This window comes from Rhizobium sp. L9, from assembly GCF_002531885.1.
GTDB lineage: Bacteria > Pseudomonadota > Alphaproteobacteria > Rhizobiales > Rhizobiaceae > Rhizobium.
Genome location: NZ_NWSZ01000011.1, coordinates 96,446 through 119,939, shown reverse-complemented (window position 1 = coordinate 119,939; position 23,494 = coordinate 96,446). Strand labels below are relative to the sequence as shown.

Sequence of the window (23,494 nt, the reverse complement as noted above, 5' to 3'; positions counted from 1 at the left end):
AAAGAGGACGCCTGGCTGCCGGGCGGAGAACCCGCCCTCCCCTCTCCAACGCTTACCGCGTCGTATAGCCGCCATCGATAACAAGCACCTCGCCGGTGATATAACTTGCCGCCGCCGAGCACAGAAAGAGGGCCGCACCCGCCACCTCTTCCGGCTGCCCGACGCGGCCCATCGGCGTCATGCTGCGCCAGGTCGGGAACCAGTCGGGATTGGCGATGCCGCCGCGCGACATGTCGGTCTCGATATAGCCGGGCGCAATGGCATTGACGCGGATGTTCTCGGCGGCGACCTCGCTTGCCAAGCTCTTCGTCATCATGTGGACCGCCGCCTTTGAGGCGTTATAAGCGACCTGGTTCTGCGGAATGTTGGATACGATGCCGGAGATCGAGCCGATATTGAGGATAACGCCGCCGCCCTGGTGCCGCATCGGTGCAAGTGCTGCGCGGCAGGCGCGGAAGACGGCATCGACATTGACAGTCATGATCTCGCGCCAGATGGCATCGGAGAATTCCCCGCTGTCGCCATGAATGGCGATACCGGCATTGTTGACGAGGACATCAAGCCGGCCCGCCCGGGAGAGGGTCTCAGTGACGAGCGCATCGGCGGCATTATCTTTGATCATGTCGGCGGCGACGAAATCGCAATCGACGCCGGCCCTGGCCAGCCGCTCGTCCGCCGCCGCGTTGCGGTTTCTTCCGCTGATGAAGATTTTGGCGCCCGCCTCGCCGAGTGCTTCGGCGATCGCCATGCCGATGCCGCGCGTGCCGCCCGTCACCAGCGCCACCTGTCCGTCCAGGCGAAATCTGTCGAAGATCATGGCCGTTTCCTTTCTCTGGCTACTAGGGGGCCGGCGCATCGCTCAGATGTCGGTGCTCTGCGGTAGAATGACGAGGTCACGGATGGTGACGTTGCGTGGGCGCGTGAGCATGAAGAGCACCGCTTCGGCCACTTCTTTGGGCTCCATCAAGCCACCGGCGGCGAGTGCCTCGTCGAGCTTCTCCTGCGGCCAATCGCTGAGAAGGGCGGTCACGACAGGGCCGGGTGCTACGGCGCCGACCCGCAAGCCGTGCTTGGCGACCTGTCGCCTGAGGGTATGGACGAAGGCCTGGACCGCATGTTTGGAAGCCGTATAGATCGGCTCCCAGACCACCGGGATCATCCCGGCGACCGAACTCGTCAGAATGACATCGCCGGTCTTGCGTTCGACCATATGCGGCAGGACGGCGTGCACCGAACGGAAAGCGGCGTTGATGTTCAGGTTGAGCATGCGATCCCAGGCGTCGGGGTCGCCGTCAAGCACTTCGCCGCCGATGTAGGAGCCGGCATTGGCGTGGAAAATGTCCAGCTGGCCCGCCTTCTGCAGAATAGCAGGCATCATTTGCCCCACGCTTTTGGGATCTAGAAGATCGACGACCAGGGGAATAGCCTGTTCGCCGAGCTTCAAGCAGACATCTCTCAATGCTTCTTCGTTGCGGTCGATCAGCGCGACCCGCGCGCCTGATGCAAGCATGGTCCTGGCGCACTCCAGGCCAATACCCGACGCGGCCCCGGTAACAGCCGCGACTTTTCCAGACAGATCCTGTCCCATTTTCTTCCTCTGCTTTCCTGTTGATTAGGCCCGGCCGTGCGAAATGCGCGATCGGCGTGCCAGCGAGTCGACGATGACGGCGACGGCAAGAACGGCCCCCGTGATCATGTAACGAAGCGATGACGACAGATCGAGGAGCGTCAGACCGCTCGCGATCGACTGAATGACGATGATGCCGAGAAGGGCCGAATAGGCACTGCCGCGTCCGCCGAACAGGCTGGTGCCGCCGATGACCGCCGCAGCGATGGCATTGAGATTGACGTCGCCGGTGCCGGCCTGCTGACTGGCCGTTGCCAATCGCGCCGCCGAAAGCACGCCGCCGGTCGCGGCCAGCAGGGCGCACATGACGAAGGCGCTGGCATAGATACGCGGCACATTGATGCCCGAGCGGCGGGCCGCCTCCCTGTTGCCGCCGACGGCATGCATGGAGCGCCCCCATTTCGTGCGGGTCAGCGCATAATTCATAGCCGCGACGAGGCCGACGAAAAGGCCGAACATCCAGGGGATGCCGCGCGATTGGTTGAGATAGAAGGCTACCGCTTCCAGGGCAACAGTGATCACGACGGCGCGCAGAAGCAGTCCGCTGACGGATTTCGACGACAGTCCGGCGGCCCGCCGCCGCGCCGCGGTGCGGTAGCTGGAGAAAAAATACGCAATGCCGGCAAGCGCAATGAGCGTATAGGAAACCGGATCCGGCATGACCATTATCTGCCCGAAATTCACGAGCCACGAGCCATAGGTCAGATTGATCGAGCCGGTCGCTCCGAGAATATAGAGCTGCAGCCCGAGAACGGCGAGCAGTCCCGACAGGGTAGACACGAAGCTCGGCATGCCGAAGCGGTTGAAGAGGAAGGCGTAAAGTGATCCGATCAAGGCGCCGACCGCCATGGCGGCAAGAATGGCCAGTACCACCGGCCAGCCCTGGTTGATCCAGAAGACGCCGACGAGCGCCGAGGCGAAGCCGCTGACCGAACCGACGGAGAGATCGATCTCGCCGACCATCAGGATGCAGACGATGCCGAGCGAGATGACGCCGACCGTCGAACAGTCGAACAGCATGTTGACGAGGTTGGCGCTGGAGAGAAACACCGGATTGAGCGCCTGGAACACCGTCCAGATGATCGCCAAGCCGATGATGACGGGCAGCGAGCCGAGGTCACCGGAGCGGATGCGATCCCAGAAGGCGCGGACCCACCCGGCAAGGCTATCGTCATGGCGTACTCTTTCGTCACGCCGGTCGAGGAGAACAGGTGCTGCCGGTTCGTTCTCAATGGTCTTCATCATGCCCTGCCCTCTCGTTCTCTTGGCTTTGCGCCTTGCGGCGCATCGCGCGGCGGGAGACGGAATTGTTGGATGCGCCGGTAATCGCGCTGACGAGCTCTTCGTTGGAAGCGTTGGGCATGAAGGTGCCGTTGTTGCGGCCGAGCCGAAGGACGACGATGCGGTCGGCGACGGCCCGCACATCCTCCATGTTATGGCTGATCATGATAACGCCAAGGCCGCGCTCGCGCACGCGCTCGATCAGGTCGAGCACCTCGGCCGTCTGGGCAACGCCGAGTGCGGCGGTGGGTTCGTCGAGCATGATCAGTTTCGGTTCGAGCAACAGCGACCGGGCGATTGCCACGGTCTGACGCTGGCCCCCGGAAAGCGAGGCGACGGGCTCGCGCACGCTTGGGATCCGCGCGGAAAGTTCGTTCAGCAGCTTCCAGGCGCGGATCTCCATCGCGACCTCGTCGAGCTGGAAGGGATTGAGCTCCTTGCCGAGAAAGATATTGGCGACGACGTCGAGATTCTCACAAAGCGCCAAATCCTGGAACACGGTCGCAATGCCCAGATTGAGCGCAGCGCTGGGGCTCGACAGATCTGCCTGTTTTCCCTCGAACAGGATGGTGCCCGCGGTCGGCTGGTGGACGCCCGCCAGAATCTTGACCAGCGTTGATTTGCCGGCGCCGTTGTCGCCCACAAGCGCCACGACTTCGCCGGCATGCACGTCGAGTTCGATATCGGTCAGCGCCGACACCGCTCCGAAATTCTTCGAAATCCCACGCAGGCTGAGGACGGGCTGGCGGGGATCAAATTGATGAGAGGTTTCAGACATCGCCTGATCTTTCGGAAAAGCGAAAAAGGAAGCGCGGCCGATGTCGGACGCGCTTCCGTTGGATTTACTTGATGATGCCGAGCTTCTTGCAGCCCTCGGCGTAACGGCCGGTGCAGAGCTCTTCGGCAGTGTTGATCTTCTTGTCGATGATCTCGGCCTTCAAATTCTCGGCAGTGACGACGGCCGGCACGAAAAGCTGCGCCGGCGTGTCGTAGAGCGTCATCTCGGCCTTGATCGTTTCGCCTGCCAGGAGCTTTACGGCGACGTCGGCTGCGGCGGCGGCGACGATTTCGCTCGGCTTGGAGATCGTGTTGTACTGATCCCCTGATATGATGAGCTGCAGCGCCGCGATCGTCGCGTCGTTGCCGGTCACCGGCGGCACGGGATCGACACCGGCGGCCTTGAAGGCTGCGATGGCACCACCGCCGGTGCCGTCATTGGCGGCGACGACGCCGACGATCTGCTTGCCGAAGCGGGTGATCTGTCCGGCGGCCCATTGCTGCGCATTCGCCGGCTGCCAGTTCGGCGTATCGAATTCAGCAAGCGTCTTGTATCCACCGCTCGCCAGACCCTCGTGAATGCCGTCCTTGATCAGGCCGGCAGCAGCATCGGTCGGCGAACCGTTGATCTGCAGAATACCGCCGCTGTCCGTTGGCACGTTCTTCGCCTTCAGATGCTTGACGAGCGATTCCGCAATCGCTTTGCCGATCGCCTTGTTGTCGAAGGAGACATAGAAATCGGCCTTGCCCTTCGGGATCGGACGGTCATAGGCGATGACCTTGACACCCTGGCTCTGAGCGAGCTGAACGAGGGATGCGGCCGCCGCCGAATCCACCGGATCCAGCACGATGACCTTGGCACCCTGGGTGATGGCCGAATTGAACTGTTGCTGCTGTTTGGCGATGTCGGCATCGGCATTCTGATAGATGACCTTGCAGGTCGCGCAAAGCTTCTTCATTTCGGCGACGAAGCCCGGATGGTCGTGCTCCTCATATCGGGTCGAGCCTTGGTCGGGCATGAGGAACGCGACGGTCGCATCCGCAACCGCGCTTTGTGCAAAGGCGGAAGTTCCCCCGAGCAAGGACAACATAAGTGCCGCGGCGCCTGCCGCTTTTGTTGAAAATTTCGTCATTTCCATCTCCTCCCATTGGAAAAAATCGTGTAGTCGGTGATTGCAGTTTCTGCTGTGCCGTTCGGCTGAACGAGCGGCGTGCCTGCCCCGGCGGTTTGCTGTTTCTGAGGACAAGCGTCTCCTCTCGCGAGCCGCTCCTCGCGCGCTCACGTTCAAGCCTGCGTCAGTTTTTGTTCCTCCTCCTTGTCCTCCCTAGCCGTCTTCGGCGGACCTTATGCCGCCTTCGCCACGTTGATATTGTCACCCAACAATCGCCGGAAGCGGGACGGCGTCATGCCTTTTTCCGCGAGAAACTGGCGGTTGAAGTTGGACAGATTGTTGAAGCCGACCTCGAAGCAGATGTCTGTGATCGACGCATGGTCGTCGCTCATCAGGATCTGGCAGGCGAGATTGATGCGTAGGCGTTTCACATATTGCACGAGCGACATGCCGGTATGGCGGCGGAAAGCGCGTGAGAAGGCGCCAGTGGACTGTCCGGCGATCGCAGCGAGATCGGTTTCGTCGAAGGATTTCGTCAGATTTTCTCTGATATAAGCGAGCGCCTTGTTGATGCCGGCCGACATATAGCCCGAGGGATCGGGCAGATAGCTGGGGCTTGCGAGAAGCTGGGCATCCTGCGCCCGGCTGAGCAGCCCGACGATCATCATGAAGAGCTCGATACGGCGTACGCCCTGAGCCTGCTGCACCTCGTTCATCAGAGGCGCCACCTGCCGGCTGGTCTCAGTGCCGAAGAGCACGCCCCGGCGGGATGCTTCGAGGACCGGCTCGAAGGGACCGAGCTCGGGCAGCACTTTCATCGTGTCGCTGATAAAATTTTCGCTGAACTGGATGAGCTGGCATCGAAGCGGAATGCTCGATCCCTTTGGGACGTCGCTGATCCAGTTGTGAGGAAGATTGGGGCCAGCCAGCACCAGATTGCCCGGTTCGAACTCGCCGATGAAATCGCCGACGAAATAGCGTCCTGTTGTCGCCACGACGAGATGCAGTTCATATTCCGGATGAAAATGCCAGCGAACGGTGTGATAGGGATAGCCATGCGCCTTCGCTGCGAAGGATTCGCCCGGTCTGATCTGAACGACTTCCAAGTCAGGTTCCATCGCTTCCTCCTCCCCGGCGCGGTTCTACGTCCGCCTGCCAAATTCCCTTTTGGCTCTATTATTAAGACGAGTGTAGTGGGCTCGCTTCATGCCCGCCACCACGATTCCAGGCCAAAACCGATACTTTTTTGATGATTAACGCTACGCAGGCGGCGCAAAGACGACGGCAATCTGCCTTTGAGATCGTCCGAGACTGGTCTCAGGCGGCCAGGGCGGCAATCACATTTCTGACCAGCGCAGCCGATGACAGCCGGCTCGTGGCGCAGCTCGGGGCGCCGATGGCCCCGACGCGAATGGAAACCCCGCCGCGTGCATTGGCGATCGCAAACATCGACTCGTCCGTCAAATCATCGCCGATGGTGATGGGAACGCGGTTCTTGAAAGGATCGGACTGGAAAAAGCGTTCCAGCGCGTCGCCCTTGCTCGACCGTGCCGGTCGCAGCTCGAACACCCTTTTACCGAGCTGCAACGCCCAGTTCGGCCCGGCCAGCTCGGCATAGTGATGCATGCGCTCCTCGAGCACTTTTTCATATTCGGGCGCCAGTCGGTAGTGCGCGGCAACGGCGGCGCCTTTATCCTCTATCAGAACTCCCGGATAATGTTCGGCTTCGGCGGTCAACGCATGTTTCAGCGCCTGGAACTCGGGCGTCGGCTCGACGGTATGCATTCCGGCGGCGCTCCTGATCTCGGCGCCGTGCAGGCCTGCGGTTGGAAATGCAAAGGGTTTGAACAGCTCGTCTGCATAGGCAAGCGAGCGCCCAGTGACCAGTGCCAAGGCACCGCCGAGCTTGTTCGAAAGGCGATGAAGGTGTCCGGGCAGGTCCTCTGGGACCTCAATCGCGTCCGGCGTAGGCGCAAGATTGAGCAGCGTTCCGTCGATGTCGAGAAACATCGCCCAGTGCTCCGGTTCCCCCAGCACCAATGAAAGCATTTCCTGCGTAGTGGTGTCGTCCTGCACGGCATTCTCCAAACTCTGCAATCATTGAAGCTAGGTCGCCCGCCGGCAAGGACAAGATGACGTGGCCGGCACGGGAACATCCAAAGGCGGGTCAGCGTTTAATCTCGCCGCCCGTTCAAGCACTCGTGCCGTAAAGGTAAATTGATGGCCAGAAGCAGCTCCAAGAATAGCGAGGAGATCACCGCGCCGTTGGCGCATGGCGCGACTGTTTTGCCGCTGGTGACGATCGACGACTACAACAATGAACTGCGTGACAAGAACGGCTTTGTTGGCGACAACGCCAACAAGAAGACCTTCCAGCAGAAGCTCGACGATTGGAGAAAACACGTCCGCAAATTCGGAGATGACCCGATCGGCAAGGTTGCGACAGCAAAGCTTTCCAAGAAAAAGATCGAGTCTCTGCTGAAAGGGGACGATATGGAGGCCGCCGCACTGGTCCTGGGGGCGGTGGAGGACTTCGCGAAGGACTTTGCTGAGGTCATCGGCAAGTTCCTCAAAGACGAGCGCTGGTTCAAGACGGAGCGCATCGTCGTCGGCGGCGGCTTCAGGCAAAGCCGCTTCGGGGAGCTGGCAATCGCCAGGACCATGGTTCTTCTCAAGGCGGCGGGCATCAATATCGAGGTCACCCCAATCGTCCACCATCCCGACGAGGCGGGACTGATCGGCTCCGTCCACCTCATGCCGCCCTGGATGTTCAAGGGTTACAAAGCGATGCTCGCCGTCGATATCGGCGGCACGAATGTCCGTGCCGGCGTCGTTGAGTTCGGAAAGGAAAAAAGCCCCCATTTTGCAGATGCGGGCGTCTGGGAATCGACCATCTGGCGCCACGCCGACGACGAACCGAGCCGCAGTGCGACGGTGGAAAGAATGGCGGCGATGCTACAGGAATTGATCGACAAGGCAGAAAAGGCCAATCTGAAGCCGGCTCCGATCATCGGCATCGGCTGTCCCGGCATCATCAAGGCAGACGGCTCGATCGAACGCGGTGGACAGAACCTGCCAGGCGGCAATTGGGAAAGCGACAACTTCAACCTTCCCGCAGCACTGATGAAGGCCATTCCCTCGATCGCCGATCACAGCACCTTCGTGATGATGCACAATGACGCCGTCGTGCAGGGCTTGTCGCAGATCCCTTTCACGGAGGACGTGTCGAGATGGGCGGTGCTGACCATCGGCACGGGATTGGGCAATGCGCATTTTACCAATCGCGAGGGATTGAAAGCGCGATAACCCTGCCACGACGGGGGAAGCTTTCGGCAAAGCAATGCTCATGTCACCCCCCGCACAAGCATCGGCCGACGCCGCGTCGCCTTATGGTAAACAACGGGTAAACAATGAAGAATTTGGTAGACGGAAGCAAAGGCGCGTATAAGTTCCGCTAGGAAGAGTGCCGGTTTCAGCAGAGACGGGTCACGTGCGGCCTTGAACCCGATGATAGCCGCACCGATGTGATTCGCATAGCGCAGGGCAAACCTCACATTCATTGCGCTTAATGTCCGTCACGCCAGCTGTTCCTATCTGCAGCTGACTGCGGAACTCGGTTGATTGGTTCATCGCGCCGACATTCGGCTGGCTCACTCGTAGTAGATGTCGTGCAGGCATCACACTGCCGCGCTCAGCAGCGGCGGCGCAACTCAATCGCGGACGCAAGTCGCGACTCTTGGCAATGCGTATGGCCCGAATAGAACCCGGTTCGGCGCGTCTGTCGAGCATGCCGCGCATCGTCGTTGTCGCAAGCGTATCTCGGGAGTAATGCCTGGTTTAGCCCCCTGCCCTTTTCTGCCTCACAACTGCAAAAGATGGTGATAACATCGGCGGGCGGTTCTCCGCGCATTCAAATTGCGCTTATCTCCACGTCACGCAAGCTCATATGCAGACGAAAGATATAAGATGAACTTCAAGGGAATAAGCGCACCGATCAATGCAGGCCGTCTCGAACAAATGCTCGGCCTTGTCCCGTCACGCCGCGATCCCGAATCCAAAGATGCAAATGGCAAGTCTTCCGACGACGAGCCCGTCCGCAGGTTGGAGGTCGAGAGCCTTTGCCGTCCGTCTGCCTATAAATAAGAACGCCATCTGCCTGATCCGCTCTGTACCAAGCGGCGGCGGTTACTCCAGGTGAGTCGGCGATGGCTTCGACGGCGGTCGAGAAGTCTTAGCGATAGGGTCGGTGGCTTCGGCCCATGCGGTGTCGCCGCCATTGTCAGCTGACAATCGCGCTAAGATTCCGGAATTCCACATAATTTGTTGACGAATCCAGTTTGTTATACCTTCGCTAACCAAGAAATCGCTTGACGGAATCGCCAGACTCACGATCTTTTTGCGCAAAATTGCCCGATTTATCAGGATTTGCGTGAATGCCGACCAACGCCGCGATTGTTGAGAAAGCCAGAAGAGCGAGTCAAGTCTCGATCGACGAGACGATTGCGCAAGACTCGACGATGCTCAGCAGCCAGCTCCAGGTGCTGTTCGAGCGGTTATTTTCACCCGATGCCCGCAAATCGCTGCGACGGTTCAGCAGCACAGAGGCCGCCAAGCTGCTCGGCGTCACCGACAGCTATGTTCGCCACCTCACGGCCCAGATGGAAAGCATCAATCCCGAAAAGACGGCGGCCGGCCGCCGCGTCTTCTCGCTCGAAGAAATCCATGCGATGCGCCAGCATCTGGGGCGCACCAAACCCTCCTATCTGCCGACGCGCCGGCCAGGCGACCATCTCCAGGTCATCGCCGTCACCAATTTTAAAGGCGGATCCGGCAAGACGACAACGTCAATCCATCTGGCGCAGTTCCTGGCACTGCGCGGCTATCGTGTGCTCGCCGTCGACCTCGACCCGCAGGCGTCGATGTCGGCGATGCTCGGATATCAGCCGGAGTTCGATGTCGGTGAAAACGAGACACTCTACGGCGCTATCAAATATGACGAGACGCGCCGCGACGTGGCCGACATCGTCCGCCAGACCTATTTCCCCGGTCTCGATCTCATTCCGGGTAATCTCGAACTGCACGAGTTCGAGCACGATACCCCGAGGGCGCTGGCCGACAGCAATCGCGACGACAAGGACATGTTCTTCATGCGGGTCGGCAATGCGCTGCATTCGCTGGAGCAAAGCTACGACGTCGTCATCATCGATTGCCCCCCTACCCTCGGTTTTCTGACGCTGTCTGCTCTCTGCGCTGCGACTGCCGTGCTGATCACCGTGCATCCACAGATGCTCGACGTGGCGTCGATGAACCAGTTCCTGACGATGACCTCCGATCTTCTGGCCGTCGTCAAGCAGGCAGGCGGCAATCTCGAATATGACTGGATGCGCTACCTGATCACCCGTTATGAGTCCAATGACGGTCCGCAGGCGCAGATTGTCGCCTTCCTGCGCAGTCTGTTCGGCGAGCGCGTATTGACCTCGATGATGGTCAAGTCAACGGCGGTTTCGGATGCAGGCCTGTCCAAGCAGACGATCTACGAGGCGGGCCGCGAGACGATGCATCGCCAGACCTATGACCGCGGCGTCGAATCCGTCGACAGCGTCAATGCCGAGGTCGAGCAACTCATCCGCAGTGCATGGAGCAGGACATGAGCCCCAAAGGTCGCGATATCCTGAAGAGCATGGTCGGCGCCGTCGAGCCGGCACGACCGGAGGCGCCAAGCGCGCCGCCGCCGCATCGGCCATCGGGCGCGGTCAAGGCGATGAACCTGTCGCTTGGTCGGCTGGGTGAGGAAGCAGCGGCCGCGAAGGCCCTGCGTGAGTCCCTCGCCTCTGGCGACAAAGTGCTGGAGATTGATCCGGCTGTCGTCGAAATGTCATTTATCCGCGACCGCATCCCGGTCGACAAGGATCCTGAGTTCGAGCGATTGAGGCAGTCGATTCAGGAAAGCGGACAGCAGGTTCCGATCCTTGTGCGTCCGGACCCGATAAAGGCTGGGCATTACCAGGCCGCCTATGGCCACCGGCGCTTGCGTGCAGCCGCGGAGATAGGTGTTCCCGTCAAGGCCGTGGTGCGCAAGCTCACGGATGAACAGCTGATTCTCGCGCAGGGTCAGGAGAACGGCCCGCGTGTCGACTTGAGCTTCATCGAACGGGCGCTGTTTGCGCGACGGATGGATGAACATGGCTTCAGTCGCGACATGATTGCTCAGGCGCTGGCTACGGATAAACCGGAAACGTCACGGCTGCTGCAGGTGGCGCAGACGATCGATCCGGAGATCATTCTTGCCATCGGACCGGCGCCGAAGGTGGGACGCCCCCGCTGGTTGGCCTTTGTCGATAAATTCAGGGAGGCGGGCGGGCGGAAGAAGGCGCAGGCGGCAATCGCTGCCGCTGCTTTCCCCACACTGGAGAGCAATAGCCGCTTCGATGTCATCTGGAAGGCACTGGAGGAGAAGGGGGCGCCGCAGCGGGTCGAGCAGACGCTTCGGACGCAAGGCGGCGGGACGCTTGCTTCGGTGAGCCGCTCGGGAAAAACCTTTCGCATCACCGTCAAATCGGCGGCATTTTCGGAATTCCTGGCTCGGCGGCTGGCGGGCCTCGCCGCCGAATTCGAAGACGAAAATGAGGGAAAATGAAGCAGTTAGACTGATTGTCAGCTGACAATTGAACAGGAGATAACGCGCAAAAGAAAAAAGCCCCCGAACGTCACCGTCACGGAAGCTTTCCTCGTAGTCTTGAACACCTCCGAGAATCGCACTTCCGAGAATCGCTGTCAAGAGTTTTTGGCGCCGTTCAGGCGAGCGGATTTCTTTTGCCTCATTGAGGTGGAAGAGATGGAAACCGGAAGTATAACGACGCCCTTCGGGCGGCGGTCGATGACGCTTGGAATGCTCGCAAACCAGGTCATGGCAGGTGAGATCAAGCCTGATCAGTCGGTCGATAAATGGAAACTGTTTCGCGCGCTGTGCGAAGCAAAGCCGCTGCTCGGCATTACCGATCGCGCACTGGCGGTGCTCAATGCTTTGTTGAGCTTTTATCCGAAGAACGAACTGGCCCAGGAAAACGGCTTGATCGTCTTCCCCTCGAATATCCAGCTGTCCCTCCGAACACATGGCATGGCCGAACAGACCGTGCGGCGCCATCTTGCCGCACTTGTCGAGGCGGGGCTTCTGTTGCGCAAGGACAGTCCTAATGGCAAGCGCTATGTCCGCAGGGACAGGGCAGGGGAGGTCAACGAGGCCTTCGGCTTCTCGCTGGCGCCGCTGCTTGCTCGCGCCGAGGAGATCGAGCAGCTCGCCGCCGAGGTGATGGCCGAGCGGCTGCATGTCCAGCGCTTGCGCGAACGCATCACCCTTTGCCGCCGTGATATCGCGAAGCTGATCGAAGCGGCCGTCGAGGAGGACGTTCAGGGGGATTGGCAGGGGCTATATCGGGAATTTCGGGACCTGGTCGAAGGCCTGCCGAGGTCGCCGACGACAGCGCAGCTCGAGCAGTTGCTCGATGAATTGACAGCGCTTCGGGCAGATATCCTTAACCGGTTGGAGACTCGGATTAAATCGACGAAACAAAGCGGCAATGCCTGTCATATCGAGCGTCACATACAGAATTCAAACCCCGAATCCACCTCTGAATTTGAACCAAGCTTCGAAACGAAGCAGGGCGCAATGCCGGAGCAAGACCACGGGCGTGGGGCCGTGTTGTTGGAAAGGGGGAGAGATGCAACGACCCATCCGATCGGACAGGAGGAGCGGCAAAGTCGACGGGAGGGCGGCGGCGATGATTCCGGCGGCCTGAAATCCTTCCCGCTTGGCCTGGTTCTGCAGGCCTGCCCGGAAATCCTGGCCTACGGGCCGGGTGGCGTGATCCGCAACTGGCGCGACCTGATGAGCGCCGCCGTCACGGTTCGGTCAATGCTCGGCGTCAGCCCGTCAGCCTATGAGGAGGCGGCAAGTGTGATGGGGGCGGAAAACGCCGCGACCGTGATGGCATGCATCCTGGAACGCGGGGGCCACATCAATTCAGCCGGCGGATATCTTCGCGACCTGACGCGGCGAAGCGAAAAGGGAGAGTTCGCGATCGGTCCGATGCTGATGGCGCTCCTGCGGGCGAATGCGCCAGCCGGCCGAAAGGCTGGATAGGTGTTAGGCGGTCGGGTGGACGCCGGCGAGTCTGTTGAAACGGGGGAGGGACGGTGTGCTGGATTTCAGCGGATAAGTCTTCGCTCGAGGAAGGCCTGCATGTCGCGGCGTTCGTCCACCACGCAATAGACGGCGACTTCGGTGCCGATGATGCGATAGATCGTACGCCAGGGTCTATGGTGCAGTTCCCGGTATTCGGAGATACCGATGCTGACCAGTTCATTTGGGATATTTCCGCGGGCGGGGAATTCTTCGAGATCGGCACAGGCGTTCTCGATTTCCAGGATGTGTTCCGCCATTTCCGTGCCGTCGCGACCGGCGATGAAACGATGGAGTTCCTCGACGTCAGGACTGGCTGGCGGCCAGACGCTTGCGAATGTGCGCGAAGGATTCCGCAGCGGGGCGCGTCTTGCCTTCCTCGACTTGCCGATTGGTGAGCGCCAGCACCTTCAGGAGCGCCAGGGTCTCCTGCGTTTCTTCATACTGACCGACATCCTGAAGGATCGCTTTCGCCTCGCCATGAAGGTTAATGACGACAGGCTGCGGGTTGTTCTTCAGCGTCCTGATGATTTCGGGCGCATGCGCCTTGAGTAGCTGATCGGCTTGACCTGTTCTGACAGCTTCAGGCGGTTCTCCCTTTCGACCAGAATATGGATCATTTAGTGGTCAAGCGGAAGAGTTCCGGCCAGTCACTCGAACATGCGACCTGGCCGTTCAGGCGCGCCTGCTTTTTTCCACTCGGTGGCTCTGAAAGAGAATGTCATTTCTTATAATCAACGTTGTCTACTGATTTTATAGATTAAGTTTTGCAACCATTGAGTGGATCGGCGCGTCATGACCTACGTCCTCAGCCTTCTCGACAAAAGCCCGATCGAACAGGGCCTTTCGGCTGCCGATGCGCTGAGGGCGACGGTAAAGATTGCAGCCCGCGCCGAGGAACTTGGTTATCACCGTTTCTGGGTCGCTGAACACCACAACATGTCTAATCTGGCGAGCTCCGCGCCGGAGGCGCTGATCGCCTATCTTCTTGCTAGGACCTCGAAGATCCGCGTTGGCTCCGGCGGGGTCATGCTGCAGCATTACAGCGCCTACAAGGTTGCCGAGACCTTCAATCTATTGGCCTCGCTTGCGCCTGGTCGCGTCGATCTTGGCGTCGGCAAGGCGCCGGGGGGCTTTCCGCTATCGACACGGGCCCTGCAGCTAGCTGTCGATCCGTCCAGGAAGCCGGATTTTGCGAGCCAGCTTTCCGACCTCAATACCTATCTCGCCGCAGATCCCAATAGCGACGGCGCGCAGGCGACCCCTTTACCGCCGATGGCTCCTGAACGTTTCCTGCTCGGCGCTAGCGTCGAGAGCGCGAGACTCGCAGCCGAGAAGGGCTGGGAACTCGTCTTCGCCGGCCACCTGAACGGTGATCCTGACAATCTCAACAAGACGTTCGAGGCCTATGAGCAGGCATCCGGCGGCAAGCGCCCGATCCTCGCGCTCGCAGCCTTTGCCGCCGAAAGCGAGGAATATGCCCGTGAGCGCGTCGGCAATCTGCGCATCGTCAAGGTGTTCCTGCCGAACGGCCAGACCGTCAATGTTGGCAGTGAAGAGCAGGCGGCCGAATTTGCCCGTCAGGCCGGCGTCACCGATTACCGTATCGAGGAGAAGGTGCCGAGCGTGCTCCACGGCACGGCAAAGCAGATCCGCGGGGAGCTGGATGAGCTTCACCGCCGCTACGGCGTCAAGGAGTTCGTGCTCGACACGCCGGCGCTTTCAACCGCCGACCGCCTTGCCTCCATCGAGCTGCTCGCCGCTGAGCGGCTTTCCCTCGTCGCCTGACCGTTCCAAGGAGGATCGATCCCATGGTTCAAAAACACGTCACGTTCGGCATTATGCTGCAGGGGCCTGGCGGCCATATGAATGCCTGGAAACATCCGAGCGTCCCGGCCGATGCGAGCGTCAATTTCGACTTCTTCGTCGAGACGGCGCGCAAGGCGGAGGCAGCCGGCATCGCCTTCGCCTTCGTCGCCGACGGACTCTATATCAACGAGCAGTCGATCCCGCATTTCCTCAACCGGTTCGAGCCGATCGCCATTCTCTCGGCGTTGGCGGCTTCGACCTCGAAGATCGGCCTTGTCGGCACGGTCTCGACCTCCTACAGCGATCCCTTCACCATCGCTCGCCAGTTCGCCTCGATCGATTTCATCAGCGGGGGCAGGGCAGGGTGGAATGCGGTGACTTCGCCGCTGGAGGGCTCGGGGCGCAATTACAGCCGCGAGCATCCCGAACACGAACTGCGCTACGAGATCGCCGAGGATTATATCGATGCGATCAAGGGCCTCTGGGATTCCTGGGACGACGATGCTTTCGTGCGCAATCGCGAGACCGGCGTGTTTGTCGACAAGACGAAGATGCACCGCCTCAATCACAAGGGCCGCTTCTTCCGCATCGAGGGGCCGCTCAACATCGGCCGCTCGAAGCAGGGTCAGCCCGTCGTCTTCCAGGCCGGTGCTTCTGATTCCGGCATCAGACTGGCCGGCAAGCATGCCGATGCCGTCTTCACCAATGGCGGGCCGTTTGAAGAGGCCCAGGCCTTCTATCGCCAGCTGAAGGACAGCGTGATTGCACATGGCCGCAGTGCTGCGGAAGTCGGTGTCTATCCGGGCATCGGGCCGATCGTCGGCGCGACCGCTGATGAGGCGGAAGCCAAGTACCAGGCGATCCGCAACCTCGTTACGATCGAGGAGGCGCTTCTCTATCTCGGCCGCTTCTTCGATCACCATGATTTCAGCGTCTATCCGCTCGACGAAGAGTTCCCCGAACTCGGCGATATCGGCAGGAACAATTTCCGCGCTACCACCGATCGTATCAAAAGGACGGCGCGGGAAAAGGGGCTGACGCTCCGCCAGGTCGCGCTCGATGTAGCGACGCCGCGCACCGCCTTCATCGGCACCGCCGAGCATATCGCAGAAGAGATCATCCGCTGGGTGGATCATGGCGCCGCTGACGGCTTCATCCTGGGCTTTCCCGTCATTGCCGAGGGCTTCGACGATTTTGCCAGATACGTCCTGCCGATCCTCACCGAGCGCGGCTATTTCGATCCTGTCCTCAGGGGCGCGACGCTGCGCGACCATCTGGGCCTACCCTTCCGTGAAAGCCGCTATGCGACCGCGGCGGGGGAGTTCGAACGCGGAAAGGCAGTCGGCGCCTGAGGCGCCGGCGAACCCGCCATGAATGTCATCGCTCAGAACCCGCGCAGCAATGATCCGGTCGAGAAGGGCATCGCCCGCTATCTCGATGAGATCATCGCGCTACGCCATGATCTGCACCAATATCCCGAGCTTGCGTTCCAGGAACTGAGGACCAGCAAGCTCGTGGCTTCCCGCCTTTCCTCCTGGGGCTACGAGGTGGCGACGGGCATTGCCGGTACCGGCATCGTCGCCACCCTCAGACGTGGCGAAGGCAAGAAGCAGGTCGGCATTCGGGCCGATATGGATGCACTGCCGATCGAGGAGGCCACCGACCTTGCCTATGCCAGCAGCAATCCCGGCGTCATGCATGCCTGCGGCCATGACGGGCATACTTCGATCCTGCTTGCCGCCGCCCGCTATCTCGCTGAAAGCGGCAATTTCAGCGGCACGCTCAGGCTGATCTTCCAGCCGGCCGAGGAGATCGGCGCGGGCGCCCGCAAGATGATTTCGGAAGGGCTGTTCGAAAAATTTCCCGTCGATGCGGTCTTCGGGCTGCACAACTGGCCGGGTGTCCCAACGGGTCAGTTCGGCTTCGTCACGGGCCCCGCCATGGCGTCTGTCGACCAGGCGGTGATCAGGATCGTCGGCAAGGGCGGCCACGGCGCTGAACCTCACCGCGCTGTCGATCCGGTGCTGGTATCGGCCTCCTTCATCACTGCGCTGCAGAGCGTCGTCTCGCGCAATGTCGATCCGCAGGACATGGCGGTCGCCACCGTCGGTTCAATCCATGCGGGCTCCGCCTCGAACGTGATCCCGGAAAGCGTGGAGATGAAACTCACTATGCGGGCCTTCAGCGAGACGGTTCGCCAGCTGTTGCAGGAGCGCATTCCAGCCCTTGCCCGGGCCCAGGCCGAAAGCTTCGGCGCGGAAGCGGACGTGAATTATCGGCTCGGCTTTCCGGCGCTGGTCAACCATGCCAAGGAGACGGCATTTGCTCGCGACGTCGCCTATGACGCTCTCGGCCTTGCTGCGATCGAGAAGGATTTCCGGCCGAGAACCGCGAGCGAGGATTTCGCCTTCATGCTGCAGGCCAATCCCGGCAGCTACCTCTTCGTCGGTAATGGCGACAGCGCTCCTCTCCACAGCGCCCACTACGATTTCAACGACGCGATCATTGCGCCCGCCGCCCGCTACTGGGTCCGGCTCGCAGAAACCTTCCTCACTGAAGACAACGGGTGATGAACGATATGAGCGATACGTTTCTCTATACGAGCCCTCTTGATCTGCGCGCCAAGCCGCTGATCGATGAGTTGATCCACGAATATGACAGCCGCTACGGCACCTATTTCAATGCCGAAGGCGCCGCAGCCGAATTGAACCGGTATCCTCCTGAAGCCTTTGCGCCGCCCCACGGAAACTTCCTGCTGTTGATCCGCAACGGCGAAACCGTCGGCGGCGGCGCCTTCAAGCATTACGACGATCGCACGGCCGAGTTCAAACGCATCTGGACACGTTCGGATCTGCGCCGCCAGGGACTCGCTCGCAAGGTTCTGGTGGAGCTGGAGCTGCAGGCCGCCCGCCAAGGTTATAGCAGGATCTATCTGACGACTGGTTTCCGCCAGCCAGAGGCCGTCGGACTTTATCTGAACTATGGCTACACCGCGCTCTTCGACACGGCAGTCGATCCCGAGATCTACAAGAGCCTGCCCTTCGAGAAGGACATCACCCATCTCGCCGTGCCGGCTTTCGAAAGCGAACCGCGCCTGAAAGTGGCCGGCTGAAATCTCTGAAACGGCAAGTCAGACAATCATAAAAGGGAAATGAGAATGGCACTGACGACGGATTTTGCGGGCCTTGAGCCCGGCAGCAGGACGGCAGAACCCAGGCAGGACACTTCCCGTTACCGCATCGTCCCGGCCCGCCATCCCGAGCGGTTGGCCGGCACGATATTCGCCGCCATCGTCATCGTCGCGGTGCTCTATTCCACCTTCACCAATCCACGCTGGGGTTGGGGCGTCTTTGCCGAATGGTTTTTCGCCGAACCCGTGCTCGTCGGTCTTGGCAGGACGCTGCTCCTGACTGCGCTCGCCGCCGTTTCGGGTTCCATCCTCGGAACGGCTCTGGCGCTCGCCCGCGTTTCAAAGTCGCCGCTGCTGTCAGGCCTTTCCTGGGGCTACATCTGGCTGCTGCGCTCGATTCCTGTGATCGTGCTGCTGTTGATATTGAACAATCTCGGCTATCTCTACGAAACGATCAGGATCGGCGTTCCCTTCACCGACACGCTGCTGTTCGACTATCCCACCGTACAATTGCTGACGCCCTTTGCTGCCGCTTATCTCGGCCTCACGCTCAACCAGTCGGCCTTCTTCGCCGAGATCGTTCGAGGCGGCATTTTGTCGGTGGACCAAGGGCAGCTGGAAGCCGCCGCCGCGCTTGGTCTGCCGCGCCGCCGCCAGGCCTTCCGCATCGTGCTGCCGCAAGCCATGCGCTCCATCCTGCCGACCGGCTTCAACGAGCTCATAGGTTTGGCGAAAAGCACCTCCATGGTCTATGTGCTGGCGCTGCCCGAGCTCTTTTACACCGTCCAGGTGATCTACCGCCGCAATCTCGAAGTCATCCCGCTGCTGATGGTCGCAACCGTCTGGTATTTGATCATCATGACCGTGCTCTCGGTCGCCCAGCACTATATCGAGCGCTATTTCTCCAAGGGCGCCGTGCGCAATCCGACGCCGCTGCCCTTCGAGGCGTTCCTGGAGCGCTTCCGCCGACCGTTGCCGGCCCTTGACAACACGACCGAGACGACTCGCAATCTCGGTTTTCATGACGCGACGGCACTGCGGACAGGCGGTGCGGTGCGCATCCACGGTATCTCCAAAAGCTTCGGTCCATTGAAGGTGCTCGACGACGTCGAGCTCAACCTGGCGGCCGGCAGCGTGACCGCCATCCTGGGTCCTTCCGGTTCGGGAAAGTCGACCCTGCTGCGCTCCATCAACCACCTGGAGCGTGTCGACGAGGGCTTCATCTCGGTCGACGGCGATTTCGTCGGCTACAGCAGGAAAGGCGATACGCTCTATGAGCTCAAGGAAAAGGATATCCTCAAGCGCCGTGCCGATATCGGCATGGTCTTCCAGAGCTTCAACCTCTTCCCGCATCTGACCGTGCTCGAAAACTTGATCGAGGCGCCGATCCAGGTCCGCGGCATCGGCCGTGAAGAAGCCGTGCAGCTGGCGCAGGAGCTTCTCGCCCGTGTCGGCCTCAGCGACAAGATCAACGCCTATCCGCGCCAACTTTCCGGCGGCCAGCAGCAGCGCGTGGCGATCGCCCGGGCACTGGCGCTCCGCCCCAAGGTGCTGCTGTTCGACGAGCCGACGTCCGCACTCGATCCCGAACTGGTCGGGGAAGTGCTCGACGTCATCAAGGAGCTCGCCCGCACCGGCACGACGCTCGTCATCGTCACCCATGAAATCGGTTTTGCCCGCGAGGTCGCCGACACCGTCGTCTTCATGGAAAGCGGCCGTATTCTTGAGGCCGGCCCGCCGGCCCGGATTTTCACGCAGGCCGAGCATCCCCGCACACGCGAGTTCCTCGCCAAGGTTCTCTAGCGCCGACAGCGCTGGTGAAGGCCGGGCCGCGACGGGCTGCTCTGGTCGAATGACAACAAATACAATCTTAAGATGAAACGGAGAAGGGGCATGACATTTACAGATAGAGTGAAGCTTTTGATTGCAGGAGCCGTCACCATTGGTGCGATCGGTTTCGGCTCCGCTCAGGCGCAGCAGAAGTTCGATCTCAGCCCCGAACAGCCGAACCGGCTGCGGGTGGAAAAGAACGAGAAGCGCATTGCCGAAATCAAGGACTTCAAGTTTGTCGAAAACGGCGTCTTCACCGTCGGCATTAGCACGAGCGGCAATCTGCCGCTGCACGACTATGCCTCCGATTCCAAGACCGTCATCGGCTATGACGTCGATCTCGCGCAGGCGATCGCCGACAGTCTGGGCTTGAAGCTCAATCTCGTGTCCGTCGCATGGGCGGATTGGCCGCTCGGGCTCACCTCCGGCAAGTTCGACGCGGTGATATCGAACGTGACGGTCACGGAAGAGCGCAAGGAAAAGTTCGATTTCTCGACCTATCGCAAGGATGAGCTCGGTTTCTACGTCAGGGCCGATAACCCGATCACTTCGATCAAGGAGCCGAAGGATATTGCGGGGCTGAAGGTCATCACCGATGCTGGCACCAACCAGGAGAAGATCCTTCTGGAGTGGGATCGGCGGAATGTCGCGGCCGGCCTGAAGCCGATCGAGGTGCAATATTACGACGACGACGCGGTCAAGGATCTCGCCGTCCAGTCCGGCAGGGCCGACGCCGTCTTCAGCGTCAACGCGACCCAGGCCTATGCGGCTGGCATCAACGGCAAGACCAAACTCGTCGGCACGGTCAGCGGCGGTTGGCCGATCACCGCCGAGATTGCCGTCACCACGCGCAAGGGCAGCGGGCTTGCCGCGCCGGTCACCGATGTCGTCAACGACCTGATCGCCAGCGGCGCCTATAAGAAGATCCTCGATACCTGGAATCTCGGTCCCGAGGCGATCGACAAGGCCCAGACCAACCCGCCCGGCCTGCCGAAGAGCGGCTCCTGACAGGTTCCGTTGGGCCGGCGGCAGTGCCGCCGGCCATACCCCGCCCGACATTTTGGAGATTGAAGACGATGATGGTCATTCCGGCGTTCCGGACCCTGCTGATAGCCGCGATGGCGTCGGCCTTTTTCTTCGGCGCAGCCCAGGCTGCCGAGGATTTCGATCTTAGCCCGCAGCAGCCCGGCCGGCTCCATGCCGCCAGGAACGATGCGGCCATCGCCGCGATCCCAAGGGAATTCAAATTCGTCACGTCAGGCAAGTTTACCATCGCCGTGAGCCCCGGCGGTCCGCCGCTTGCCACCTATGCCACCGACGCCAAGACCGTGGTCGGGGCCGATCCCGACTATGCCTGTGCCATCGCCGATAGCCTCGGCCTGACGCTGGAGATCGTGCCGGTCGCCTGGATCGACTGGCCGCTCGGGCTTACCTCGGGCAAATATGATGCCGTCATCTCCAATGTCGGTGTGACCGAGCAGCGGAAGGAGAAGTTTGATTTCTCCACCTACCGCCAGGGCCTGCACGGTTTCTTCGTGAAATCCGATAGTCCCATCACCTCGATCAAGGAACCGAAGGATGCAGCGGGCCTCAGGATCATCGTCGGCGCCGGCACCAACCAGGAGCGAATCCTGGTGAAGTGGAGCGAAGAGGACGTCGCCGCCGGCCTGAAGCCGATCGAGCTGCAATATTACGACGATGAGGCGGCGAGCCTGCTTGCGCTTCGTTCCGGCCGGGCCGATGTTATCGTTCAGCCGCATGCCCAGCTCGTCTTCATTGCCGCGCGCGACAAGAACATCAAGCGCGTCGGCACGCTGAGCGCAGGCTGGCCGGATCGTTCTGATGTCGCCATCGCCACCCGCAAGGGAAGCGGGCTCGCCGATGCGCTGACCATCGCCACCAATGGCCTGATCCAGGACGGAACGTACAAACGGATACTCGAACACTGGCATCTTTCCGAGGAAGCCTTGCCCGCATCCGAGACCAATCCGCCCGGCCTGCCGAAATATTGAACAGGAAGGCATGACATGAGCGGCCGCGATATATCGATCAGCCATATCGGCTTCCTCACCCCCGGCAATTATCCCGACGATGATCCCTTGTCGGGATTGGAGCAGACGCTTCAGCAACTGCAGTATGGCGAGGAGCTGGGCTTCGACAGCGCCTGGGTCCGTCAGCGGCATCTGGAGCCGGGGATCTCGTCCGCCAGCGCATTTCTGGCGGCGGCCACACAGCGCACCAGCCGGATCGAGCTCGGGACCGCGGTCATTCCGATCGGCTATGAAAGCCCGTATCGGCTGGCCGAAGATCTTGCGACGGTCGATGTCCTCTCACGCGGACGGCTGAACATCGGCGTCAGTGCCGGCCGGCCGCTGCATGCCGAACTGATCGGCCCGCTCGCCTTCGACGGCGACTGGACGCGGTACGATTTCTCGCATGATCGCGTTCTGCGCTTTGCCGATAATCTGCGCGGCGTCTATCTCGGAGATGATGAAACCTTCATCAAGACGCCCTTTGGCCCGCAGCGGCCGCGCCTGCAGCCTTTTGCCAAAGGTTTGATCGACCGCATCTGGTATGGCGGCGGGTCGCAGCGCTCGGCCGAATGGGCCGGCCGCAATGGCTTCAACCTGTTGACCGGCAACGTCATAACGGGGGAGGGGACCGACGATTTCTTCGTCGCCCAATCCAGGCTCATAGAAACCTATCACGCCACCGGAACTGAGCGCCGCGTCGCTCTCGGCCGCGTCATCGTGCCTTTCGACAGCGCCGACGCGGCAACGCGCCGTCGTTACCGCGATTATGCCGATGGCCGTCACGAGCGCACGCTCTCGCCGCAAGGCGACCGGCGCACCTTGTTCGCCCGGGATATCGTCGGCACGTCGGAGGAGATATTGGAGCGGCTATTTTCCGATCCGATCCTGCCCGAGGTCAGCGAACTGAGGCTGGAACTCCCTTACGAGTTCGAGCATGAGCAATATCGCCAGATCCTCCACGATTTTGTGACAACGATCGCACCCGAGCTCGGATGGAAAGCGCAAGCCGGAATTCGCGCCGCTTCCTAAATCTCGCCAAACCGATGATCTGCGCCATTCGATGGCTGAACAATCACTCTACGAGGAACATTCATCAGTGACCAAAACGGTAGAATACTTCTTTTCCATCGGCTCGCCCTGGTCATACATCGGTTTCGACGCCTTTACCGAGCTGGCGGCGCAGAACGACGTCCTCATCACTCCCTATTTGACGACGGTGGTCGAGGAAAACGGCGGCATCTTTTCCCGCAACCGCCCAGAAATCCGCCGCGCTTACTGGACTCGGGATCTCAAACGCTGGGCCCGCGTGCGCGGCAAGGAATTGTTCCTTGAGCATCGCCCCGAGCTCAGCGACCCAACACCGGCGTCCCTCTTCGTGATCGCGGCCTATCTCGACGGGCAGGACTGGATCGGCCTGGTCCGTGCTCTTCAGCATGCCTTCTGGAGCGAGGCGAAGGATATAGGCAAGGCGGATGTGCGCGAGTCGATCGTTAACGCCGCCGGTTTCAATGGCGCCGTGCTGCTCAGACGCCAGGCTGACGACGATGTTCAGAACAAATGGTCGGCCGACCGCGTGCATGCGCGCGACAGCGGCGTCTTCGGCTTCCCAACCTACGTCCATGACGGCGAACTCTATTGGGGGCAGGACAATCTTCCTTTTCTCGAACGTCATCTCCGCGGCGACAGGCCTTAGAGACGGATTTTTTCAGAGAAGTC

21 protein-coding genes and 1 pseudogene are annotated in these 23,494 nt (G+C 60.8%); 13 read left to right on the top strand and 9 right to left on the bottom strand.

The window, feature by feature from the left end; genetic code table 11:
* Positions 1-52: 52 nt before the first annotated feature.
* The 7 genes from CO660_RS13140 to otsB all read right to left on the bottom strand — a co-directional run bounded on the left by CO660_RS13140 (position 53) and on the right by otsB (position 6,894).
* Positions 53-817, bottom strand: coding sequence for an SDR family NAD(P)-dependent oxidoreductase (locus tag CO660_RS13140; RefSeq protein WP_097599067.1), 765 nt, complete (start codon positions 815-817; stop codon positions 53-55).
* 42 nt (positions 818-859) lie between these two features.
* Positions 860-1,588: an SDR family oxidoreductase gene (locus CO660_RS13135; protein WP_097599066.1), complete on the bottom strand. Its 729-nt coding sequence runs from the start codon at positions 1,586-1,588 to the stop codon at positions 860-862.
* Between the two features lie 24 nt (positions 1,589-1,612).
* Positions 1,613-2,872 (bottom strand): ABC transporter permease, encoded by a 1,260-nt coding sequence (locus CO660_RS13130; RefSeq protein WP_097599065.1) that lies wholly within the window; start codon positions 2,870-2,872, stop codon positions 1,613-1,615.
* Positions 2,856-3,686, bottom strand: a complete 831-nt coding sequence (locus CO660_RS13125) for an ATP-binding cassette domain-containing protein (RefSeq protein ID WP_097599064.1) — start codon at positions 3,684-3,686, stop codon at positions 2,856-2,858. Before CO660_RS13125 ends, CO660_RS13130 begins: the two co-directional genes overlap by 17 nt.
* Positions 3,687-3,750: 64 nt before the next feature.
* On the bottom strand, positions 3,751-4,824 hold the full coding sequence (locus tag CO660_RS13120; RefSeq protein WP_097599063.1) for a sugar ABC transporter substrate-binding protein: 1,074 nt from the start codon (positions 4,822-4,824) through the stop codon (positions 3,751-3,753).
* 206 nt (positions 4,825-5,030) lie between these two features.
* Positions 5,031-5,915 carry an AraC family transcriptional regulator gene (locus tag CO660_RS13115; RefSeq protein WP_097599062.1) on the bottom strand — a complete coding sequence of 295 codons (885 nt, stop codon included), beginning with the start codon at positions 5,913-5,915 and terminating at the stop codon, positions 5,031-5,033.
* A gap of 199 nt (positions 5,916-6,114) precedes the next feature.
* Positions 6,115-6,894 (bottom strand): trehalose-phosphatase, encoded by a 780-nt coding sequence (gene otsB, locus CO660_RS13110; protein ID WP_176536285.1) that lies wholly within the window; start codon positions 6,892-6,894, stop codon positions 6,115-6,117.
* 123 nt (positions 6,895-7,017) lie between these two features.
* Between otsB and CO660_RS13105 the strand changes: the two genes are divergently transcribed.
* The 4 genes from CO660_RS13105 (at position 7,018) to repC (ending at position 12,937) form a co-directional block, all read left to right on the top strand.
* Entirely contained in the window at positions 7,018-8,103 is a 1,086-nt protein-coding gene (locus tag CO660_RS13105) for an ROK family protein (protein ID WP_097599060.1), read from the top strand.
* A gap of 1,127 nt (positions 8,104-9,230) precedes the next feature.
* Positions 9,231-10,448, top strand: coding sequence for a plasmid partitioning protein RepA (repA, locus tag CO660_RS13095; RefSeq protein WP_097599058.1), 1,218 nt, complete (start codon positions 9,231-9,233; stop codon positions 10,446-10,448).
* The gene (repB, locus tag CO660_RS13090; protein ID WP_097599057.1) at positions 10,445-11,434 is read left to right on the top strand and encodes a plasmid partitioning protein RepB; all 990 of its coding nucleotides are present in this window, start codon (positions 10,445-10,447) and stop codon (positions 11,432-11,434) included. The genes repA and repB overlap by 4 nt, the downstream gene beginning before the upstream one ends.
* Positions 11,435-11,632: 198 nt before the next feature.
* Positions 11,633-12,937, top strand: coding sequence for a plasmid replication protein RepC (repC, locus tag CO660_RS13085; RefSeq protein WP_097599056.1), 1,305 nt, complete (start codon positions 11,633-11,635; stop codon positions 12,935-12,937).
* Positions 12,938-13,002: 65 nt separating this feature from the next.
* Here the strand turns inward: repC and CO660_RS13080 are convergent, their stop codons facing one another.
* A complete protein-coding gene (locus CO660_RS13080; RefSeq protein ID WP_097599055.1) occupies positions 13,003-13,335 on the bottom strand; it encodes a type II toxin-antitoxin system RelE/ParE family toxin in 333 nt (110 codons plus the stop codon).
* Positions 13,283-13,563, bottom strand: a pseudogene (locus tag CO660_RS13075) (type II toxin-antitoxin system Phd/YefM family antitoxin). The gene CO660_RS13080 and the pseudogene CO660_RS13075 overlap by 53 nt, the downstream one beginning before the upstream one ends.
* Positions 13,564-13,771: 208 nt before the next feature.
* Between CO660_RS13075 and CO660_RS13070 the strand changes: the two are divergent.
* The 9 genes from CO660_RS13070 to CO660_RS13030 all read left to right on the top strand — a co-directional run bounded on the left by CO660_RS13070 (position 13,772) and on the right by CO660_RS13030 (position 23,471).
* On the top strand, positions 13,772-14,764 hold the full coding sequence (locus CO660_RS13070) for an LLM class flavin-dependent oxidoreductase (protein ID WP_097599171.1): 993 nt from the start codon (positions 13,772-13,774) through the stop codon (positions 14,762-14,764).
* A gap of 23 nt (positions 14,765-14,787) precedes the next feature.
* A complete protein-coding gene (locus CO660_RS13065; protein WP_097599054.1) occupies positions 14,788-16,137 on the top strand; it encodes an LLM class flavin-dependent oxidoreductase in 1,350 nt (449 codons plus the stop codon).
* A gap of 18 nt (positions 16,138-16,155) precedes the next feature.
* Positions 16,156-17,355, top strand: a complete 1,200-nt coding sequence (locus tag CO660_RS13060; RefSeq protein WP_097599053.1) for a M20 aminoacylase family protein — start codon at positions 16,156-16,158, stop codon at positions 17,353-17,355.
* Entirely contained in the window at positions 17,352-17,897 is a 546-nt protein-coding gene (locus CO660_RS13055) for a GNAT family N-acetyltransferase (RefSeq protein ID WP_097599052.1), read from the top strand. Before CO660_RS13060 ends, CO660_RS13055 begins: the two co-directional genes overlap by 4 nt.
* Before the next feature lie 45 nt (positions 17,898-17,942).
* A complete protein-coding gene (locus tag CO660_RS34300; protein WP_097599051.1) occupies positions 17,943-19,718 on the top strand; it encodes an amino acid ABC transporter permease/ATP-binding protein in 1,776 nt (591 codons plus the stop codon).
* Between the two features lie 90 nt (positions 19,719-19,808).
* Positions 19,809-20,753 carry an ABC transporter substrate-binding protein gene (locus CO660_RS13045; RefSeq protein WP_085780805.1) on the top strand — a complete coding sequence of 315 codons (945 nt, stop codon included), beginning with the start codon at positions 19,809-19,811 and terminating at the stop codon, positions 20,751-20,753.
* A gap of 68 nt (positions 20,754-20,821) precedes the next feature.
* Positions 20,822-21,757: an ABC transporter substrate-binding protein gene (locus CO660_RS13040; RefSeq protein WP_097599050.1), complete on the top strand. Its 936-nt coding sequence runs from the start codon at positions 20,822-20,824 to the stop codon at positions 21,755-21,757.
* Positions 21,758-21,772: 15 nt separating this feature from the next.
* Positions 21,773-22,807: an LLM class flavin-dependent oxidoreductase gene (locus CO660_RS13035; RefSeq protein ID WP_097599049.1), complete on the top strand. Its 1,035-nt coding sequence runs from the start codon at positions 21,773-21,775 to the stop codon at positions 22,805-22,807.
* 67 nt (positions 22,808-22,874) lie between these two features.
* Positions 22,875-23,471, top strand: coding sequence for a DsbA family protein (locus CO660_RS13030; RefSeq protein ID WP_097599048.1), 597 nt, complete (start codon positions 22,875-22,877; stop codon positions 23,469-23,471).
* Positions 23,472-23,494: the final 23 nt, after the last annotated feature.

What these genes read in the sequence shown, in the direction of transcription:
- CO660_RS13035 (WP_097599049.1), top strand. Translation starts at nt 21,773, where the DNA reads ATGAGCGGCCGCGATATATCGATCAGCCATATCGGCTTCCTCACCCCC.
- CO660_RS13125 (WP_097599064.1), bottom strand. Translation starts at nt 3,686, where the DNA reads ATGTCTGAAACCTCTCATCAATTTGATCCCCGCCAGCCCGTCCTCAGC.
- CO660_RS13045 (WP_085780805.1), top strand. Translation starts at nt 19,809, where the DNA reads ATGACATTTACAGATAGAGTGAAGCTTTTGATTGCAGGAGCCGTCACC.
- CO660_RS13135 (WP_097599066.1), bottom strand. Translation starts at nt 1,588, where the DNA reads ATGGGACAGGATCTGTCTGGAAAAGTCGCGGCTGTTACCGGGGCCGCG.
- CO660_RS13070 (WP_097599171.1), top strand. Translation starts at nt 13,772, where the DNA reads ATGACCTACGTCCTCAGCCTTCTCGACAAAAGCCCGATCGAACAGGGC.
- repB (WP_097599057.1), top strand. Translation starts at nt 10,445, where the DNA reads ATGAGCCCCAAAGGTCGCGATATCCTGAAGAGCATGGTCGGCGCCGTC.
- CO660_RS13105 (WP_097599060.1), top strand. Translation starts at nt 7,018, where the DNA reads ATGGCCAGAAGCAGCTCCAAGAATAGCGAGGAGATCACCGCGCCGTTG.
- CO660_RS13040 (WP_097599050.1), top strand. Translation starts at nt 20,822, where the DNA reads ATGATGGTCATTCCGGCGTTCCGGACCCTGCTGATAGCCGCGATGGCG.
- CO660_RS13120 (WP_097599063.1), bottom strand. Translation starts at nt 4,824, where the DNA reads ATGGAAATGACGAAATTTTCAACAAAAGCGGCAGGCGCCGCGGCACTT.
- repA (WP_097599058.1), top strand. Translation starts at nt 9,231, where the DNA reads ATGCCGACCAACGCCGCGATTGTTGAGAAAGCCAGAAGAGCGAGTCAA.
- CO660_RS13115 (WP_097599062.1), bottom strand. Translation starts at nt 5,915, where the DNA reads ATGGAACCTGACTTGGAAGTCGTTCAGATCAGACCGGGCGAATCCTTC.
- CO660_RS13060 (WP_097599053.1), top strand. Translation starts at nt 16,156, where the DNA reads ATGAATGTCATCGCTCAGAACCCGCGCAGCAATGATCCGGTCGAGAAG.
- CO660_RS13140 (WP_097599067.1), bottom strand. Translation starts at nt 817, where the DNA reads ATGATCTTCGACAGATTTCGCCTGGACGGACAGGTGGCGCTGGTGACG.
- CO660_RS34300 (WP_097599051.1), top strand. Translation starts at nt 17,943, where the DNA reads ATGGCACTGACGACGGATTTTGCGGGCCTTGAGCCCGGCAGCAGGACG.
- repC (WP_097599056.1), top strand. Translation starts at nt 11,633, where the DNA reads ATGGAAACCGGAAGTATAACGACGCCCTTCGGGCGGCGGTCGATGACG.
- CO660_RS13130 (WP_097599065.1), bottom strand. Translation starts at nt 2,872, where the DNA reads ATGATGAAGACCATTGAGAACGAACCGGCAGCACCTGTTCTCCTCGAC.
- CO660_RS13065 (WP_097599054.1), top strand. Translation starts at nt 14,788, where the DNA reads ATGGTTCAAAAACACGTCACGTTCGGCATTATGCTGCAGGGGCCTGGC.